17 protein-coding genes are annotated in these 17,977 nt (G+C 71.4%); 6 read left to right on the forward strand and 11 right to left on the reverse strand.

The genetic code is table 11. The annotated features are described in order from the left end of the window. Positions 1-15: 15 nt before the first annotated feature. Both ISO16_RS08340 and ISO16_RS08345 read right to left on the reverse strand, forming a co-directional pair. A complete protein-coding gene (locus ISO16_RS08340) occupies positions 16-1,650 on the reverse strand; it encodes an ABC transporter permease (protein WP_072635713.1) in 1,635 nt (544 codons plus the stop codon). Next, positions 1,647-2,609, reverse strand: coding sequence for an ABC transporter ATP-binding protein (locus ISO16_RS08345; protein WP_006932880.1), 963 nt, complete (start codon positions 2,607-2,609; stop codon positions 1,647-1,649). The genes ISO16_RS08340 and ISO16_RS08345 overlap by 4 nt, the downstream gene beginning before the upstream one ends. Before the next feature lie 154 nt (positions 2,610-2,763). On the opposite strand from ISO16_RS08345, the gene ISO16_RS08350 reads away from it, so the two are divergent. Continuing rightward, positions 2,764-3,981: a lipase family protein gene (locus ISO16_RS08350; RefSeq protein ID WP_170914104.1), complete on the forward strand. Its 1,218-nt coding sequence runs from the start codon at positions 2,764-2,766 to the stop codon at positions 3,979-3,981. A 65-nt stretch (positions 3,982-4,046) separates the two neighbouring features. Here the strand turns inward: ISO16_RS08350 and ISO16_RS08355 are convergent, their stop codons facing one another. Next, entirely contained in the window at positions 4,047-4,427 is a 381-nt protein-coding gene (locus ISO16_RS08355; protein WP_006932876.1) for a winged helix-turn-helix transcriptional regulator, read from the reverse strand. Positions 4,428-4,525: 98 nt separating this feature from the next. On the opposite strand from ISO16_RS08355, the gene ISO16_RS08360 reads away from it, so the two are divergent. Then, on the forward strand, positions 4,526-4,933 hold the full coding sequence (locus ISO16_RS08360; RefSeq protein WP_029545001.1) for a RidA family protein: 408 nt from the start codon (positions 4,526-4,528) through the stop codon (positions 4,931-4,933). 270 nt (positions 4,934-5,203) lie between these two features. Here ISO16_RS08360 and ISO16_RS08365 read toward each other — a convergent pair whose 3' ends face one another. Genes ISO16_RS08365 through ISO16_RS08375 form a run of 3 tightly spaced genes read right to left on the reverse strand, consistent with a single transcriptional unit; the run spans position 5,204 to position 8,503 of the window. Then, positions 5,204-5,872 carry a MadR family response regulator transcription factor gene (locus tag ISO16_RS08365; RefSeq protein ID WP_006932871.1) on the reverse strand — a complete coding sequence of 223 codons (669 nt, stop codon included), beginning with the start codon at positions 5,870-5,872 and terminating at the stop codon, positions 5,204-5,206. Then, positions 5,869-7,308, reverse strand: coding sequence for a MadS family sensor histidine kinase (locus ISO16_RS08370; RefSeq protein ID WP_072635715.1), 1,440 nt, complete (start codon positions 7,306-7,308; stop codon positions 5,869-5,871). The genes ISO16_RS08365 and ISO16_RS08370 overlap by 4 nt, the downstream gene beginning before the upstream one ends. A gap of 19 nt (positions 7,309-7,327) precedes the next feature. Continuing rightward, positions 7,328-8,503, reverse strand: coding sequence for an iron-containing alcohol dehydrogenase (locus ISO16_RS08375; RefSeq protein ID WP_006932868.1), 1,176 nt, complete (start codon positions 8,501-8,503; stop codon positions 7,328-7,330). A gap of 324 nt (positions 8,504-8,827) precedes the next feature. On the opposite strand from ISO16_RS08375, the gene ISO16_RS08380 reads away from it, so the two are divergent. After that, positions 8,828-9,172, forward strand: coding sequence for a hypothetical protein (locus tag ISO16_RS08380; protein WP_230304502.1), 345 nt, complete (start codon positions 8,828-8,830; stop codon positions 9,170-9,172). Positions 9,173-9,184: 12 nt separating this feature from the next. Here the strand turns inward: ISO16_RS08380 and ISO16_RS08385 are convergent, their stop codons facing one another. From ISO16_RS08385 to mdo, 4 genes are all read right to left on the reverse strand, one after another. Further along, positions 9,185-9,778: a carboxymuconolactone decarboxylase family protein gene (locus ISO16_RS08385; RefSeq protein WP_006932864.1), complete on the reverse strand. Its 594-nt coding sequence runs from the start codon at positions 9,776-9,778 to the stop codon at positions 9,185-9,187. A 187-nt stretch (positions 9,779-9,965) separates the two neighbouring features. Further along, positions 9,966-11,498 (reverse strand): MadC family VWA domain-containing protein, encoded by a 1,533-nt coding sequence (gene madC / locus ISO16_RS08390; protein WP_072635814.1) that lies wholly within the window; start codon positions 11,496-11,498, stop codon positions 9,966-9,968. A gap of 4 nt (positions 11,499-11,502) precedes the next feature. Continuing rightward, a complete protein-coding gene (locus ISO16_RS08395) occupies positions 11,503-12,573 on the reverse strand; it encodes a MadB family AAA-type ATPase (RefSeq protein WP_006932860.1) in 1,071 nt (356 codons plus the stop codon). Between the two features lie 91 nt (positions 12,574-12,664). Beyond that, positions 12,665-13,936, reverse strand: a complete 1,272-nt coding sequence (gene mdo / locus ISO16_RS08400; RefSeq protein WP_006932857.1) for an NDMA-dependent methanol dehydrogenase — start codon at positions 13,934-13,936, stop codon at positions 12,665-12,667. A gap of 317 nt (positions 13,937-14,253) precedes the next feature. Here mdo and ISO16_RS08405 point away from each other — a divergent pair, with 317 nt between their 5' ends. After that, on the forward strand, positions 14,254-15,309 hold the full coding sequence (locus ISO16_RS08405; RefSeq protein WP_006932856.1) for a ferredoxin--NADP reductase: 1,056 nt from the start codon (positions 14,254-14,256) through the stop codon (positions 15,307-15,309). A 73-nt stretch (positions 15,310-15,382) separates the two neighbouring features. On the opposite strand, the gene ISO16_RS08410 is transcribed toward ISO16_RS08405, so the two are convergent. Beyond that, the gene (locus ISO16_RS08410) at positions 15,383-16,630 is read right to left on the reverse strand and encodes an MFS transporter (RefSeq protein ID WP_072635716.1); all 1,248 of its coding nucleotides are present in this window, start codon (positions 16,628-16,630) and stop codon (positions 15,383-15,385) included. A 229-nt stretch (positions 16,631-16,859) separates the two neighbouring features. Here ISO16_RS08410 and ISO16_RS08415 point away from each other — a divergent pair, with 229 nt between their 5' ends. Continuing rightward, positions 16,860-17,225 (forward strand): SPW repeat domain-containing protein, encoded by a 366-nt coding sequence (locus ISO16_RS08415; protein WP_006939196.1) that lies wholly within the window; start codon positions 16,860-16,862, stop codon positions 17,223-17,225. A gap of 139 nt (positions 17,226-17,364) precedes the next feature. Further along, entirely contained in the window at positions 17,365-17,976 is a 612-nt protein-coding gene (locus ISO16_RS08420) for a TetR/AcrR family transcriptional regulator (RefSeq protein ID WP_029545013.1), read from the forward strand. Position 17,977: the final 1 nt, after the last annotated feature.

A 17,977-nucleotide genomic window follows, 5' to 3' on the forward strand; every position in this document is an offset into this window, starting at 1 on the left:
CGCCGCCGCGGGCGGTCACTGGACGACGAGGTCGCGGCGGCGCATCGCGCTCACACCCGCCGTCGCGGTCGCCACGGCGACGAGCAGCAGCACCAGCAGCGGCAGCGGGCGCATGTCCGCGGCCGGCAGGGCCGGGACGTGGACGAACGGCGACAGGTCCAGCACCGCCTGGGGCAGGTCCAGCAGGGCGCCGAGCTGCCCGATGATCAACCACACGGCGAAGACGCCCCATGCGACGCTCGACGCCCGGCGCGGCGCCACCCCGACGCACAGCACCGCCATCGCGCCGACCAGGAGCACGGCCGGCACGAACGCCAGCGCGGCGGGCAGCAGATTGCCGAGCGGACCGGTGATGTCGCCGATCGTCATTCCGTAGGAGACGGCCAACGCGACGCCCGTGACGACCTGCAGCACAATCACTCCCACCGTCACCACGGCGATGTGCGCGAGCATCCACGGCACCCGCCCGAGGGCCGTCGACAGCACCGGCTCGACCCGGCCGGACGTCTCCTCCCCGTGCATCCGCAGCACCGCCTGCACCGCGTATCCGCTGGCGAACAACGCCATCATCAGGAAGATCATCGCGAAGTACGCGTCGGTGATCGCCTCGGCCCCGCCGCCGAGCTGCTTCATCATGTCGGCGACGGCACCCTCCTCGTCGAGGAAGTTGTCCATCTCGTTCGCGACACTGCCGTAGGTGGCGGCGAGGACCGCAATGCCGAGCGCCCACCACATCAGCGTCGTGCGCTGCACCCGCCACGCGAAGCCCGCGGCGGTGGGCAGCCACGTCGCCGCCCGGTCCGGCCCCGGCCGCGGCTGCACCAACCCGGCTCCGTGATCCCGCCTGCCGGTCAGCACGTACGCGGTCCACGTCGTCGCGGCGGTGAATGCGGCGAACAGCAGCAGGATCCACCACGCGTCCACGTCGTACGGCCGGATCTGCTGCGCCCACCCGATCGGTGACAGCCACGACAGCCACATGCTCGTGACGCTGACCCCGCCCGGGTCTACGGTGCCCGCGCTGTCGCCGACGGCGCGGAGCAGGAACGCAACCCCCAGCGCCGCGCCGGCCAGCCCGTTCGCGGCCCGGGCGCCCTCGGCGACCTGCGCGGTCACGGCCGCGACGGCCGCGAACGCGACACCGGCCGCCCCGGTGGCCGCTCCGAGCGCCAGCGATCCGGACAGCGGCAGTCCGAAACCGAGAGAGACGACCGTGAGCAGCAACGCGAGCGCGACATTCGCCGCGGCGACAACGATCAGGGCGGCGGTGAGCAGGGCCCGCCGACCGACCACATTGGCCCCGACCAGTTCGGCGCGGCCGGTCTCCTCGTTCTGCCGGGTGTGCCGCACCACGGCCATGGTGCTCATCAGGCCCGCCGCCAGCGCCAGGAACAGCAGCGTCTGGGCCGCGACGACCGCTCCGAGGCTGTCGCCGGAGACCAGGCCGTTGGTGGCCAGCACCACCGGGGACACAGCGGAGCTGACGGCGATGAGGTGCAGGTCTTCCTGCGCCGGATAGAGCCCCTTCAGGCTCGACACCGAGATCGCGTAGACGATCGCGATCGCAGCCAGCCACACCGGCAGCTGCACGCGGTCGCGGCGCACCGCCAGGCGTACCAGCCGGCCGGTGCCGACAAAGGCGGCATTCATGCGCCGGCTCCCTCGCCGGCGGCCGGCCGGCCGTGCGCGAGCCGCTCGCCGGGCAGGTGGATGTGCTCGCCCGGCAGTTCGTCGCCGTAGTGCCGCAGGAACAGCTCCTCCAGGGTGGGCGGGGTACTGGTGAGCGACGTGATGCCGAAGCCGAGCAGCTCGCGCAGCACCGGGTCCATGTACGCCGTGTCCACCTCGCACCGCACCCGCAATCCGTCCACCTGCAGGTCGTGCACCCCGGGCATCGTGTCCAGCCCGGCCACCGGGCGCACGGTGTCGGCCACCACCGAGGTGCGGGTCAGGTGCCTCAGTTCGGTCAGCGTGCCGGATTCGACCGTGCGGCCCTGCCGGATGATGGTGACCCGGTCGCACAGCGCCTCGACCTCCGCGAGGACGTGGCTCGACAGCAGCACCGAACACCCGTCGGCGACGGCCTCGCGGACGCAGTCCCGGAAGACCTCGTCCTTGAGCGGGTCCAGGCCCGAGGTGGGCTCGTCGAACAGGAACAGCTCCACGTCCGAGGCGAGCGCGGCGACGATCGCGACCTTCTGCCGGTTGCCCTTCGAGTACGTGCGGGCCTTCTTGGTGGGGTCGAGTTCGAAGCGTTCGAGCAGTTCGGCTCGGCGGCGTTCGTCGATGCCGCCGCGCAGGCCGGCGAGCAGATCGATCGCCTCGCCACCGGTGAGATTGGGCCACAGATTGACTTCGCCGGGCACGTAGGCGAGCCGCCGGTGCAGGTCCACCGCGTTGCGCCACGGGTCGCCGCCGAGCAGTTCGGCCCGGCCGGAATCCGCGCGCAGCAGCCCGAGCAGGACACGGATGGTGGTGGATTTCCCGGAGCCGTTCGGGCCGAGGAACCCGTGTACCTCGCCCCGGCGGACCTCGAGGTCGAGGCCGTCGAGAGCGCGGGTGGTTCCGAACGACTTGACGAGCTGTTCCACGGAGATCGCCGCCGACATGCTGCCGAGGCTACGCCCCTACCGGCGTCCGTGTGGCGACGAATCGCGGAGAGGGCGGGGTCGGGTGAACCTTCGCAAATCGGTCGCCTAGGCTTCGCCGGGATCACTGGTTTCGAGGAACGGCACCGGTCGGTGCGCTGGAGAGGTGGGGGACGTGGCCGGACGGCTCGGTCGGGGAATCCGCAATGCGGTGGCGGGCGCGGTGGCGGCGTGCGCCGCGTTCGCCGGTGCCGGAACCGCGGTGGCCGCACCCGTCTACCCGGCGCCACCGACCGACCCGTTCTACCGCGCGGCCGCCGACATCGCCGTCGCCCCCACCGGCGATGCGCTCGAGGTGCGGCGCGTGCCCGCGCCGCCAGGCATCGTCGACGTCGAGGCGTGGCAGGTGCGTTTCCGGTCGACGGATTCGGCCGGTCACCCGATCCCCGCGGTGACGACGGTCCTCGCCCCCGTCGGCAAGGCCCCGGACGGCCCGCTGCTGTCGTTCCAGCACGTCATCAACGCCCTCGGCACGCACTGCGCACCGTCGCAGACGCTGTGGGCGAGCGACCCGAACCTCGCCGTCCGGGAAGCCCCCGCCCTCAACCTCGTTCTCCGGCGGGGCTGGACGGTCGCGATCCCGGACCATCTCGGGCCGAACAGCGCCTACGGCGCGGCGCGCCTCGGCGGGCAGATCACCCTCGACGGCATCCGCGCCGTGCAGCGGGTCCCCGAACTGCAGCTCGCCCACAGCCCTGTCGCGCTGGCCGGCTACTCCGGCGGTGGGATGGCCACCGGGTGGGCCGCGGCGCTGGCCCCGACCTACGCCCCCGAGCTGAACCTGGTGGGTGCGGCGATGGGCGGCGTGCCGATGAACATCCGCAAGATGGCCGAGGCTCTCGGCGAGAACCCGCACCCCGCCTTCGGTCTCGCGTTCGCCGCCGCGCTGGGTCTGGAACGCGAGTATCCCGAACGGATGCGGATCAGCGCCGACCTGACCCCGGCGGGCGTGGAGATGCGTGACGCGCTGGCCAATGCCTGCACCAACGACATCCTCGCGCGCGGCGCCGGGGGCAGCCTGCGGCAGGTGAGCACCAACGCCCGCCTGGCCGACGACGCCGACGCGGTCGCCATCGCGGAGGAGAACAGCCTCGAGCTGTATCCGGGCGTGCCGACCGTGCCGGTGTTCGAATGGCACAGCCCCACCGACGCACTCATCCCGGTGGGCGCCATCGACGCCACGCTCGACCGCTACTGCGCCGCGGGTGCGCCGGTACGCCGTGTCGAGACACCGAGCCCCGACCACATGTCGGCGGCGGTGCTCGGCCTGCCGGACGCGTTCGAGTTCCTCGGCGAGCGGTTCGACGGAGTGGCCGTCACCGGGACCTGCTGAACTACGCACCGGGCTTCCCGCCTCCCCCGCCCGACGCAACGGTCGGGGCCACCCCCGCGGGCGGGTCAGGCGTCGAAGCGCCGGCGGGATTCTTCGATGTCGCGGAGGTATCGCTGCGTCCAGTCGCACATTCCGTCGACCGTCGCACGGAGCGCCCGACCCGGCTCGGTGAGGCAGTACTCGACCCGCGGCGGCACCGTGGGATACACCGTCCGCTCGACCAGGCCGTTGCGCTCCATCATGCGCAGGTTCTGGGTGAGCATCTTGTGGCTGATGCCGTCGATGCCCTTGCGCAACTCGCTGAAGCGCAGGGTGCCGTCACCGATCGTTTCGATGATCAACAGCGCCCACTTGTTGGCGACGTCGGAGAAGATCTCCCGCGCCAGCGAGTCTGCTCGCGTCAGGTCCGCATCTTCTGGCAGGCCGCTGAGCTGCTTGGTCACCATCGAGTTCCCCAGTTACTGAAAAGTGCGTTCTTCCACGTCAGGCAACACTCTCCTACGGTTACCGAGTAACCACAAGTGACCGAGAGAAAGTGGGCAGCATGTCCATCACCCTGGTGAACCCGAACGAACTGCCGAAGATCGACGCCTACCGCCAGGTATCCGTCGCCACCGGCTCGAAGCTGGTCTTCGTCGCCGGGCAGGTCGCCTGGGACGCCGACGGCAACACGATCGGCGCAGGCGACCTCGCCACCCAGGTCGAGCAGAGCTACCTCAACGTCGGAGCCGCCCTGGCCGCGGTCGGTGCCACCTTCGCCGACGTGACGAAGCTGACCGTCTACGTCGTCGACTGGACTCCGGACAAGATGAGTGGGTTCGTCGACGGCGTCGCCCGGGCAGCCGCGAAGCTGGGCGTCACTCCCGTAGCGCCGGGCACGCTGATCGGTGTCGCAGCACTGTCCTCTCCCGAGCACCTCGTCGAGGTCGAAGCCACCGCAGTCCTCGACTGAACCGAGTCACCGCACCCCACGCCGCGTGCTCCCGGCGGGGTTGCCACACCTGGCACCCCTGCCCGTCACTGCCTACATCGTCCAGGAGGCCTCGCCCGTCGTCACCGTTCCCAGCACCCCGCCGATCTTCGGCAGCAGCTGACCACTCGCCCCGACCCGCGGCCTGCACCGATCACCGGTGCAGGCCGCGGACTCGTCCGGCCGGGCACCGCACGCTGCGTCCACGCCCGCCCGCGCTGCCCGTGCGCCGGCACGCCCGGAAGGGACCGGTCAGATGAGCCCGCGCTTGCTGGCGGCGTACACGGCCTCGGCGCGACGGCTCACCCCGAGCTTGCGCATGATGTTGCTCACGTGGAACTTCACGGTGGTGCCCGAAATGAAAAGGCGCTCACCGATCTTCGAGTTCGACAGGCCCGCGGCCAGCAGACGCAGCACCTCGAGCTCGCGATCGGTGAGCTGTTCCTGCGGCGTGGTCTGCCCGTTGAGGGACCGCACCACCGCCGCGGCACTGCGCGAGTCGAAGGCGCTCTCGCCGCGCGACACCGCGCGGATGGCGCGCACGAGTTCGGTGGTGTCGACGTCCTTGACGACGTAGCCGCGCGCCCCGGCGTGCACGGCCCGCACGACCAGCTGCTCATCGAGGAACGTGGTGAGCACCAGCAACCCGAGGCCGGGGCGGGCCGCCGACAGCTGCCCGCACAACGCCAGCCCCTCGTAGTCGGAGCCGGCCGAGAGCTTCAGGTCCATCAGCACGATGTCGGGCCGGACCCGGTCCACCAGCGCGACCGCCTCGGCCTCGTGCGACGCCTCGCCCACCACCGCCAGGTCCGGCTCCCGTTCGAGAATCGAGCGCAGCCCTTGGCGCAGGATCGCGTGGTCGTCGACGAGAACGATGCGGACCGTGCGGTTCACCGTCCCGGGAGGGGTTGCCACGTTCATCGCTGTGCTCCTGTCCGCGCCGCGTGTGCCGACGCCGCACTGTTCCCGTTGTTTCCGGTCGCCTCGTCGGCGCCCCGCTCCGCATCGAGGGCCGGTTCTGGCACCGGGATGCGCACCGCCACCCGTACCCCGCCGAGGCGGGCGCGGCGCACCTCGAGAGTGCCGCCGAGCTCGTGTGCGCGGGCCTGCATGTTGGCCAGACCGCGATGCCGACCGTCCCAGTCGTTGTCCGCGGCCAGGCGCAGCATCAGCCGCATCCGGGCCGGGTCCCCGTTGCCGTCGTCGGCGACCGCCAACAGCACCGAGTCGGGCCGGTAGGTCAGCCGCAGCACCACGCGCCGGGCGTTGGCGTGCACCGCGGCGTTGAACAGCGCCTCCCCCGCAATGCGCAGCAGCGAGTGTTCGGCCTCGCCCGGCAGTTCGACCGGCGTGCCGCCCACCCGGACCGTGATGTCGAGTTCGCCCGGCGTGTGCGCGACGCAGAGCTGCTCGAGCATCTCGGGCAGCGACGTGCGATCCGAGTCGGACGGGTGGTTGAGCGCGTAGATCGCCGACCGCAGCTGCTCGACCGCGCGGCGCGTGAGCTCCTTCGCCAGGTCGAGGCGCTCGCCGCGCTCGGTGTCGGGAATGTCGCTGCGGCACACCTCGATCTGCATGCCGGCGGACAGCACGGCCTGGGTGACGCTGTCGTGCAGCTCCCGCGCGATGCGGTGGCGTTCCTCGTCGAGCGCCTGGTGCCGGTGGGCGGCGCCCAGCTGCCGTTGGGTCAGCTCCAACTGCCGGAGCGTGGCCTCGAGTTCGGCGTTACGGGCCTGCAGGTCCGCCGCCGCCCGGTTCGCCTCCTGGTAGGCCTGCTCCGCGCGCTCGAGCAACAACTGGCCCCGCTGATAGAGCGCGGAATTCTGCAGCGCCACCGCGGTCTGGCTGGCGAGGATCGACAGCACGGCGTGATCGGTGCCGTCGAGCGTGCGGTGCTCCGGGGTCCACGCGGCGATCGCGCCGGCCACTCCGCCGCCGAGGACGATGGGCACGAACGCGTGATGGGTGTCGACGGCCGCGTCCCGGCCGATCGACCCCGACCGGATGTCCTCGAGGCAGCGCACGACGTCGTCCGGCAGGGGCGGTCCCTCGACGTTGTCGACGAGGAACGGGGTGGCGTCGGGGCCGAGGACCAGGCGGCGCGGCCCCGCGTCGGGCAGGGTGCCGTCGGTGAGGGCGAAGACCACCCATCGGGCGCTCAGGTGGGCGCGTGCCGCCTCCGCCACGGCGCAGATCAGGGTCTCGGGGCCCTCGACGGTGCGCACCAGGGCACGCGAGATCAGCTCGAGCGCATGCACGACCCGCTCGAGGCGTTCGGCAGCCCCGCGGTACTGGGGATAGAACGTGGGCTTGCCGGAGCGCAGGCCGGTCAGCCGGGACAGGTCGGGCGCGGTCACCGGGCACCGCCCGCCCCGGTCACAGCGCCGCCCGGAACAGCGCCACCATCTGCTCGTGGGTGGCCTCGCGCGGGTTGGTGGACATGCACGCGTCGCGCAGCGCGCCGGCGGCCAGGCGTTCGAGGTCGGTCGCCTGCACCCCGAGTTCCCGCAGCCCCCGCGGCACCCCGACCTCCCGGGCGAGCCGTTCGACCCGGTCCGCGACGGCGAGTGCCGCTTCGACGGCCGGGCCGCGGTGCTCCTCGAGTCCGAGAGCGGCGGCGATCGCGACGAACGGCTCGGGATCGGACGCGGCGTTGAACCGGATGACGTGCGGGAGCAGCACCCCGTTGATGACGCCGTGCGGAAGGTCGAGCAGGCCCCCGACCTGGTGGCTCATCGCGTGCGCGGCGCCGAGGATCGCGTTGGTGAAAGCCAGGCCGGCCTCGAGGCTGGCCTGCGCCATGATCGATCGGGCCGCCATCTCCTGCGGGTCCTCGATCGTGCGTACCAGCGTGTCGGTGACGAGCCCGACGGCACGCAGGGCGTGGTGGTCGGTGAGCGGGTTGTGGGCGCGGGAGACGAAGGCCTCGACGCCGTGGGTCAGGGCGTCCAGCCCGGTGGCGGCGTTCAGGTCGTCCGGCATGGTCGTGAGCAGCCGCGGGTCGATCACGGTCAGGTCCGGGACCAGCGAACGACCGATGATGGTGATCTTGGTGCCGCGGACGGTGTCGGTGACGACGCAGAACTGGGAGACATCGGCGCCCGTGCCCGAGGTCGACGGCACCACCACCATCGGCGGGATCGGGGCCGCCGCCCGGTCCACGCCCTCGTAGTCGAGGATGCTGCCGCCGTTGGCGGCGAGCACCGCGATGCCCTTGGCGGCGTCGATCACCGAGCCGCCGCCGAGCGCGACGAGCACGTCGCAACCGTGGGCCCGGTAGGTCTCGTGCCCGGCCGTGACCTCGTGGTCCTTGGGATTGGGGGTGAGGTCACCCCACACGATCGGGGTGAGGCCCTGCTCGACGAGGTGGCCGCGAAGCTCGTCGGCCCAGCCGGCCTCGATCAGGCCCGGGTCGGTGACCAGCAGGGGCCGGACCGCGCCGAGCCGCACCGCCGCGTGCGCCGCCTCGACCAGTGAACCGATCCCGAACACGATCTCCGGGGCGTGGAACTTGGCCAGCGTCGTCGCGGTGTGCTCCGATGCGACGGCCACTACGCACTCCTGACGATCCCGATTGCTGTGATCCAGCTTACGTGGCTTCGAGCCTAGCCCCTCCACGACGGGGCGGCACCGGGCCGAACGGCAGGTGCGGTACCTGCCCGATCGGGTAGGTACGCCCGAGTGCCCGGGAGCCTCCGGACGCCGACCGCGGGGTGAATACGAAGTGAATGCCACCACCGCGTACCACGCCGGAACGGGACATATAGGATGCACGTCGCAGGGGTGGACCGGATACGCAGGAAACGGGCTGCACACCGGCGGAAACAACCCTGGGAGAGCATCATCGACGGCCGATGGATCGTGTGGTGGCACGAGGTGGACGGCGTCACATGGCACGTCCACGACACCGAGACCGCGGCGCTCGACTCGGCGTACCGGGCGCTCCACTCCGATCGGCGGGTCGGGGATCCGGTCATCGAACGCCCCAACCGCACCCTGGTGCTGGGCAGTGAGTTCGCCGCGTACGTCAGGGCGCGGGAGGACGCGGAGGGCCGCCTGGCGATCCGCGGCACCCACCGGGTCGAGATCCGGTACCCGCTCGGCGTGGACCGGTGGATCTCGCAGGGGTGGACGTCGGAGCGGCTCGCACGGGCGAACTACGACGAGGCCCTCGAGCACTTCCGCCCCGACCGGGTCCGGCTCACGAAGCGCGACCACTGATCCCCCGCCGGCCTACCTGGCGAACTCCACGATCGGCGCGCGGCGCACGCCGGAGATCGAGGCGTGCACGACGGACATCGGCAGGAACGCAAGGACGATCAGCAACATGACGACCTCGTACGCCACGCTGCTGCGCGGATCCGGATTGCCCTTCAACCGGCCGCGGAGCGCGGTCCATGCGATTCCGTGGGCGTTGCCGACCATGATCGCCCGCACCGCCCCGAGTATCCCCTCGGCGGCGGACTTCCCGTAGACATCCACGAGACGGTGCCACGACTCGGGCGTGGGGTTGCCCCGGGTGTCGGCATAGTGCTGGGCGAACAGGACCGCGGCGACCTCGGAGTCGGGAACGTCGTCGAGGACCCCCGACAGGATGTTCCGGATCTCGGCGCTGCTCATTCCGGCCTCGAGGGCCATCTTCGTGTGGGCGTAGGAGCAGGCGCCGCAGCCGTTCACCTCGGTCACCGCCAGCATGATCCGTTCGACGAACTCGGGGCTCAGCTCGGCGCGCTTCCTGGCACCGATCAGGTGCTTCATCGATCGAACGCCCCGGTAGAAGATCCAGTAGGCCTCACGGATCGAATAGTGCTTCTTCGCGAACTGCATCGTCGTCTTCCTCAACTGTGCCCGGGATTCCGATGTGCCGGAGCACTCTCCCGTAAGCCGGCCGGTCCGCCGGCGGTGGCGTGGGCGGACGGCACACACACCCCGGGGGGTATTTACCGGTCCATGGTAACCATCGGCCGTTCCCCCGCCGGAGCGGGGCCGGAGGCGGCCGGCACGGGCCGCGCACTCAACGCAGTGCGTGCCCGAGCTCCGCCGCGCGGGAGAGCAACTGGGCGGCGTCCCGGGCGACGACGACGCGATCGCATTCCGGCGCGTACTCGGGCATCGCGCACGTTGCCTGGGCCCAGTAGCGCTGCGGTTCCGGGGTGACCCAGGCGAGCCGGTGCACGCGACGGCGCAGGTCCGCGAGACGGTCGGCGCGGGAGGGCAGGCCGTTGCAGCGGCCGTCGCCGACGACGAGCACGCTGGTGCGCGAGTCGACGATCCCGGCGTGCTCGGTGAGCAGCTCGTCGAGGACCCGGCCGTAGTCGCTGCTCGCCTCGAGGTCGAGGCCGGGGTGCGCCAGGACCGCGGCGAGGGCGCCGTCACCGGTGCTCGCCAGCAGCTCCCGCGTCACGTCGACGGGCCGGTCGACGAAGGCCAGGACCCGGCAGCGGTGGGCCCGGCCGTGCATGGCCTGGGCCAGGCGCAGCGTGAACGCGGTGATCGGGCGCACCGACAGGGACACGTCGGCCAGGATCAGCAGCCGGACCCGGTCCGGACGCGGGGCGCGGACGATCAGGTGGAACGGTACGCCGTCGGTGCGCATCCCGGCGCGGGCCGTGCGGCGCATGTCGAGGCGGCCGCGGCTGAACTCGCGCGGCACCGGCCGGGCCGGTCCGCGCATCCGCCGCAGCACCTCGTGGCACGCCAGCTCGATCTCGGCTCGGGACGCGACGTCACCGGCGGTGTCGGGGGCGTCGGGTTCGCCGTCCGGCAGCGGGCCGCCGAGTCCGGCCTGGGACAGTGCCGCGACGAACGCCTCGACGGCCTCGACGAGCCGGTTCAGCTGCGCCGCGGTGAGCGGTTCGTCGGCCTCGTCGTCGCCGTAGGCACGACGCGGATCGTAGGTGTCGAGCCACGCGAGGATGGATTCCGGATCGTCCCAGGACAGCGAGCCGACCACGGCGGCCCCGGGATTCGCGGCCAGCTCGCCGACGGCGGCGGCGCCGGCCCGATCCACGTCGACGGTGTAGGTGACCCCGCGCCGCCCCGAGTCGGCTCCGGTGTCCACGGACAGGGCGGCGTCCGACGACGTCATGGAGACATCGTCGTCGTCCTTGTGCGGATTGAAACCCTTGTCCGCCTCGGGGGTGTCGAAGTGGTCGCCGACCTCCGCGGCACGATCGTTGTATTCGGCGTAGCGGGCGATCTCCGGATCGTCGTCGAGTTCGAGCGCGGTGGGCAGGGCCTCGGCGAACTGCGCCCGGGGCGTGGACTTCTCGCCCGCGGCCCCGGCCGCATCCGTCGCCGCGAACAGCGCGTCGAAGGCCCGGTCGAAGCCGGGCTGCTCGTGCGGGTACTTCGCGCACACCGCACGCAGGCAGGCCCGCAGGACGTCGCGGTCGCGGGCCCCGACCAGGCCGAGCACGCGGCGCACCTCGATGGTCTCGGCGGGCGAGGCCGACACCCCGTGCCGGCGCAGCAGGCGCCCGAACACGGCGGCGACCACGTCGAGGGGATACGAGGTGCGCATCGTCGCCAGCGGCGTCACGGGCATCGCGTCACCGCCGCGCGCCGATGCCGACGCCGCCGCGGCCGCCGCCACCGCCGCGCCCCCGGAACACCGCGGTGGTCGTGTTGGCCGGCCGGGACGCGACGGTGGCCCGCTCGGGCCGCTCCCCCGCCGGTTCGGCCGGGGCCGGGGCGGCCTCGGCCGGACTCCCGTCGAGACGTGCGCGGACCAGGTCGGCGTCGCCGGTGTACTTGAGGAGCGTCGCGAGCAGGATGTCGCGGATCTGCCGGAGGGAGGTGTGGTCGCCGCCGCCTCGCCGCAGGACGGTCGCGGCGCGCGCGGCGTCGATCACCTCCGAGATGGACGGGCTCTTGCGCAACGGCAGGTCCCGGAGGGTGCGGGCCAGGTCCACCACCTCGGCGGCAGTCACCGTGTCGACCTCGGGGGCCCGGGCGGTGACGATCTCGCGCTCACGTTCGGGGGTGGGATAACCGACGTGGTAGTGCAGGCAGCGGCGCTTGAGGGCGGGCGAGAGTTCGCGGGTGTCGTTGGAGGTCAGGATCACCCACGGCGAGGACCGGGCCGTGAAGGTGCCCACCTCGGGAATGGTGACCTGCCCCTCGGCGAGGACCTCGAGCAACAGCGCCTCCATGGACTCCTCGGTGCGGTCCACCTCGTCGACGAGGAGCACCACCGGTTCCGGGGAGAGGATCGCCTCGAGCAGGGGGCGCACGGCGAGGAACTTCTCGGAGTACAGGCCGAAGTCCTGCGCGGCGAGGAACCGGGACGCCTCGGCGACGTCGGGGTACGCGGCGAGCTGCTCGCCGATGCGGTCGCGCAGCATCTGCACGTGCAGCAGCTGCTTGGCGTAGTCCCACTCGTACAGCGCGCGGCTGTCGTCGAGGCCCTCGTAGCACTGCAACCGCACCAGCCTGCGCCCGCCGGCGGCGGCGAGCGCCTTGGCCAGCTCGGTCTTGCCGACGCCGGCCGGGCCCTCGAGCAGCAGGGGCCGCTGGAGCGCGGTGGCGAGGTGAACGACGACCGCGAACTCGTCGTCGGCGATGTAGTCGTGGCGGCGCAGCGCGTCGGCGAGTTCCGGTCCGCTGGCGAAGCTGGTCATCGGTGCTCCTGTGTCGTCGGCACTCGAGGGAGGTGGGTGTGCCCGGGGCGGGTCGCCCCGCCCCGGGCACGGGATCGGTCGAGCAGGTGGGTCAGTAGGACCGGTTGATGCAGTGGTCGACGACCGGGATCATCGACTCGACCGTCACCTCGCGCGGGTTGCCCGGGGTGCACCAGTCGCCCTGGATGTGCTCGGAGATGGCCCGCACGGTCTTCTCGTCGCCCTTGATGACGTCGCCGCGGCCGGCGTACTTGCCGGTGTTCATGCGGTTCTTCTCGTACGAGTCGACGCGCACCTGACCGAAGTTGTCGGGGATCCCGACGTCCTTGGCGAGCCGGATGGCGGCCTCGACCGCGGCGTCCGCGGCCTGGACGGTGGTCATGTTGCGGGTGTCGACGCCCATCGCGGTGGCGATGCGGGCGTAGTGCTCGTAGCGCGAGGGCAGGTTGTACTCCCACACGCGCGGCAGGGCGATGGCGTTGTTGAGGCCGTGGTGGCTGTCGAAGAAGGCGGACACGGCGTGCGAGATGGAGTGCACGATGCCCAGGCCGCCCGAGTTGAAGGCCTGCGCGGCGATGTACTGGGCGTTCATCATGCCCTCGCGCGCCTTGAGGTTGCGCGGCTCGAAGGTGGCCTCGCGCAGGTGCTTGGCGACGAGTTCGATCGAGTACAGGGCGTTGCCGAGCGACGGCGCGAAGTCCAGCCGCGAGACGAACGGCTCGGAGCCGTGGGCGAGGACGTCGAAGCCGCAGTAGGCGGTGAAGTGCTGCGGGCAGGTGTAGTACAGCAGCGGGTCGTCGATGGCGAGGGTGACGATCGTGGCCTCGTCGAAGCCGACCCACTTGTGCGGGTGCTCCATGTCCGAGGTGTCGGTGATGACGTACGCCCAGGAGGTCTCCGAGCCGGTGCCGGCCGTGGTGGAGACGGCGATGTGCGGCGGGTTCTCCTTGTTGGTGGACTTGGCGAAGCCCTCGAACTCGTTGATGTTGCGGCCGTCGTGGGCGATGACCACGCGGGCGCCCTTCGCGGCGTCGTGGCTCGAGCCGCCGCCGACGGAGATGATGGAGTCGCACTTCTCCTGCTGGTAGAGGGCGGCGGCCTCCATGACGTTGTAGTCCTTGGGGTTGGACTCGACCTTGTCGTACAGGACGACCTCGACACCCTGGTACTCGATCTTGCCGATGAGCTCCTCGATGATGCCCGAGCCGCGCAGGCCGGTCGTCATCAGCAGGGTGCGCTTGAAGCCCAGGTTCTTCGCCTCGACACCGATGATGTCGTGGGCGCCGACACCCATCAGCGCCCGGGGGAAGGGGTGGAACTCCTTGATGGGAAAGTCCCAGATCTGGTTGAGTTCGATGGCCATCGCGTTTCTCCTGGTGTGTCGGCTGGAAGTGGTGGTTCGAAGGGGGCGGCCGGTGTGACCGGCGTCTCTTCCCTTCCCCACTCTCGGGCCCGATCACGCTCCCGGAAAGGGGTTCGAGCCCGAACCGTCCGGTCGCGGGACCGAAGCCGTCCGGTCGAGCGCGCGGGCCTACCCGATCGGGCAGGTGCGGTTCCCGCTGATCGGGAGCCGACCGGACCCCGGTGCACCCCGTCCCGGTAGCGTCGTCTTGCTGATACCCTGAAACTAGAACGCGTTCTAGATTGCTTCGCCCGCTCCACGGAAGGACCGACCTGGCCATGACGACAGTCGAGGTGCCGCACGGCTCGCGATCCGCGATCCTGACCGTCTCCGCAGTCATCGAGGAGACGCCGGACTCGCGCTCGATCGTCTTCGACGTGCCGGCCGAGTTCCAGGACAAGTTCGCGTACAAGCCCGGACAGTTCCTGACCCTGCGCATCCCGAGCGAGCAGACCGGCTCCGTGGCCCGCTGTTACTCGCTGGCCAGCTCCCCGTACACCGACGACGCCCCCAAGGTCACGGTCAAGCGGACCGTCGACGGATACGGGTCCAACTGGCTGTGCGACCGGATCTCCGCCGGCGACCGACTCGAGGTACTGCCGCCGTCGGGAGTGTTCACCCCGAAGTCCCTCGACCACGACTTCCTGCTGTTCGGCGCCGGCAGCGGCATCACTCCCGTCATCTCGATCCTCAAGTCGGCACTGACCCAGGGCTCGGGCACGGTCGTGCTGGTCTACGCCAACCGCGACGAGGCGTCGATCATCTTCGCGGACGAGCTGCGGGCGCTGGCGGAGAAGTACCCCACCCGGCTCACCGTCGTGCACTGGCTCGAGTCCGTGCAGGGCCTGCCGTCCGCCGACCAGCTCGCCACCCTGGTGACCCCGTACACGAGCCACGAGGCGTTCATGTGCGGACCCGGTCCGTTCATGGACGCCGTGCACCGGGCGCTGCAGGCCGCAGGCATGCCGCGCTCCCAGGTGCACGCGGAGGTGTTCAACTCCCTCGCGGGAGACCCGTTCGCCGACCACACCCCCGTCGAGGTGAGCGACGAGGAGGCGGCCGACGCCGCGACCGTGGAGGTCGAGCTCGACGGCGAGACCCACACGATCCCGTGGCCGCGCTCCCAGACCCTGGTCGACATCATGCTCGCCAAGGGCATCGACGTGCCCTACTCCTGCCAGGAGGGCGAGTGCGGTTCGTGCGCCTGCACCGTCCTCGAGGGCAAGGTCGAGATGGACAACTGCGAGATCCTCGACCCCGAGGACATCGAGGCCGGCTACGTGCTCGGCTGCCAGGCCCACCCGGTGACGGACACGGTCAAGATCGTCTTCTGAGACGGCGCAGGGGCCCTCCGTCCGGCTCGTCCGGACGGAGGGTCCCTGCGTGTACGCGCCGGCAATCCCCGCCTCAGCGGACGAGAACCGGTGCCTCCGCGAGTTGTGCGACCGGCTGCCGCGGGCCGCGCAGCGCCACGCCCGCCCCGGCCCCGAGGGCGAGCACGATCACGGCACAGCCGTAGCCCAGCGTCGTCGCGGTCAGCCCGAACGCGCCCGTCGCCAGGCCCGCGAGCACCGCGGGCACGGAGAACGCGAGGTAGCAGACGACGAACGTGGTGGCGAACAGGCGCCCGCGCTCGTGCGGCGCCGCCAGGGCGCCGATGACGTTCATCGCGCCCAGGAACGCCGCCCCCCAGCCGAAGCCCGCGACGGCGGTACCGGCGAAGTACGCGACGGCCCAGCCACCGAGCACGGCGGTCACGACGACGCCGACGCCGGTGGCGAGGATCGCGGTCCCCGCGACGACGACGCGCCGCGGGTCGGAGCCGCGCAGCACCGTCGCGGCAACCGAACCGGAGGCGAAGAGCGTGAAGATCGCCAGCCCCGCGACGAGGCGGTTGCCGATACCGAAGACCGTGCCCACGATCGACGGGCCGAGGGACATGTAGAGGCCGCCGAGCGACCACGCCGACAGCAGACCGGGCAGGATCACCAGGTAAGGGCCCCGCACGTCCGCGGGCACCGACGCGCTCGGCAGCAGGCTGCGCAGCGCGGCCCGGCGGGACGCGAAGCCCGGCGCGGGTGCCCGGTCGGGGACGAAGACGAGCACGACGGACAGCGCCAGCGCGATCACGACGACGAGGGCATAGACGAGGACGGTGGGAAGGGGCGCGAACTGCACGAGCAGGCCCGCCCCCGCGGCGCCGAGGGCGAGCCCGAGCGACGGCGCCACGCTGTTGACGAAGGATCCGAGGCGCGGGTTCGGTTGCAGATCGATCACGGCGGCGCTGACGGCGCCGGTCGCCGCGCCGACCGCGAGACCCTGCAGCACGCGGGCCAGCACGAGCCAGCCCACGTCGTCGGCGAGGACGAACACGCCCATGCTCACCACGAGCAGCAGCAGCGCCCCGATCAGGACCGGCCGGCGGCCGACGTGATCGGAGATCGAGCCGATCGTCAGCAGCGTGGCGAGCAGGGCAAGCGCGTAGACGGCGAAGACGGCGGTCAGCATTCCCGCGGAGAAACCCCACTGCTGCTGGTACAGCGGATAGAGCGGGGAGGGCGCGGACGACGACGCGGTGAGTAGAAAGCTGGCCGTGCCCACCGCCGCGAAACCGCAACGGCGTGGCAGGGTGCGGCCCGGCGTCGGCTCCGGCATCGGACCTCCTGAGAACTCGTGCGGGAAGGCCGACAGTTCGTTGGCCAAGGCAACGATCTAGTGGAACACACGCACCGCGGAGATCATTCCCCCCTCTGTCACCGATCCGCAAAAAACCCCTCCCAACTGCACCGGAGCGTTACCGCAGTGCAATCCCCCACACCATTGACCGACCGGTCGATCAGGTCTATACCGAAGTCAGGACACAATCCCCACTAGGAGGCTCGACATGTTCTCCGACAGCCGGCTACAGGACTACGTGGCCGTGATCCTGGGCGTCTTCACCGCCCTCTCCCCGCTGTGGGTCGCCAACGACAACACGACGATGTGGACCCTGATCGTCCTCGGCGTGCTGATCGCGCTGACCGGACTGGCGCAGATCGTCCGGCCCACCATGGCCGCGATCGACTACGCGATGGGCGTCTTCGGCGTGCTGCTGTTCCTCTCCCCCTGGGTCATGGGCTTCACCGAGTACAGCGGTGCATCCTGGACGGCCTGGGTGGTGGGCGTGCTCACCGTGGTCGTCGCGGTGGCGGCACTGCCCGTGATGAGTGCCCGGATGCACGGACACGGCGGACTGGCCACGCACCACTGATCACGGTGCGGAAGGCCGCGACAGCGGCCTTCCGCACGCGGAGGGCGGGAGCCGAGGCCCTCGCCCTCCGTCCACACCGCCCTCCGTCCCACAACCCGGCGCCTTCACACCCTTGCCGGTGCACCCGGAAGTGAGCGCCATGAGCACCCCGGGCTCGACACCGCCGCGCCGTCGCGCGCGGCGGGACAACGCCGCGCGTGTCCACATCCTCGACGCCGCCGAGACCCTCTTCGCCGCCCACGGCTTCGACGCCACCTCGACGACCGCGATCGCCGCCGCCGCGGACGTGCCCAAAGGACTGATCTTCTACTACTTCCCGACCAAGGAGTCGATCCTCGAGACGCTCGTCGCCGAGCGGCTGCCGGCCGAACCGATCCAGGACGTCACCGGCCTCGTCTCCCCCGGCGACCCGGCGGCCAGCCTCGTCAACCTCGACGCCGCCCTCGACCTGCGCACCCACCACTCCTCGCTGCTCCGGGTGATCTGGCGTGAGGCGGAGACGCATCCGGGCCTGCGCACCCCGCTGCGCCGGCTGCGGACGTCCCTGCAGGAGGCCACCATGCGGGTGCTGCAGGCCAGCGTGCCCGGCCCGATACAGCCGGGCACCCTGCGCACCTGCGCGACGACGTGGGTGTCGGCGATGTTCTCCGCCGCCACGGTCGACCGGCTGTTCGGCCTCGACGGGCCTTCCCCCGACGAACTCGGCGGCATCGCGCGGCTCGTCGCCGCGGGCATGACCGGGATGGGCTGAG

It is taken from the genome of Rhodococcus sp. M8, from assembly GCF_015654185.1.
GTDB lineage: Bacteria > Actinomycetota > Actinomycetes > Mycobacteriales > Mycobacteriaceae > Rhodococcus > Rhodococcus aetherivorans.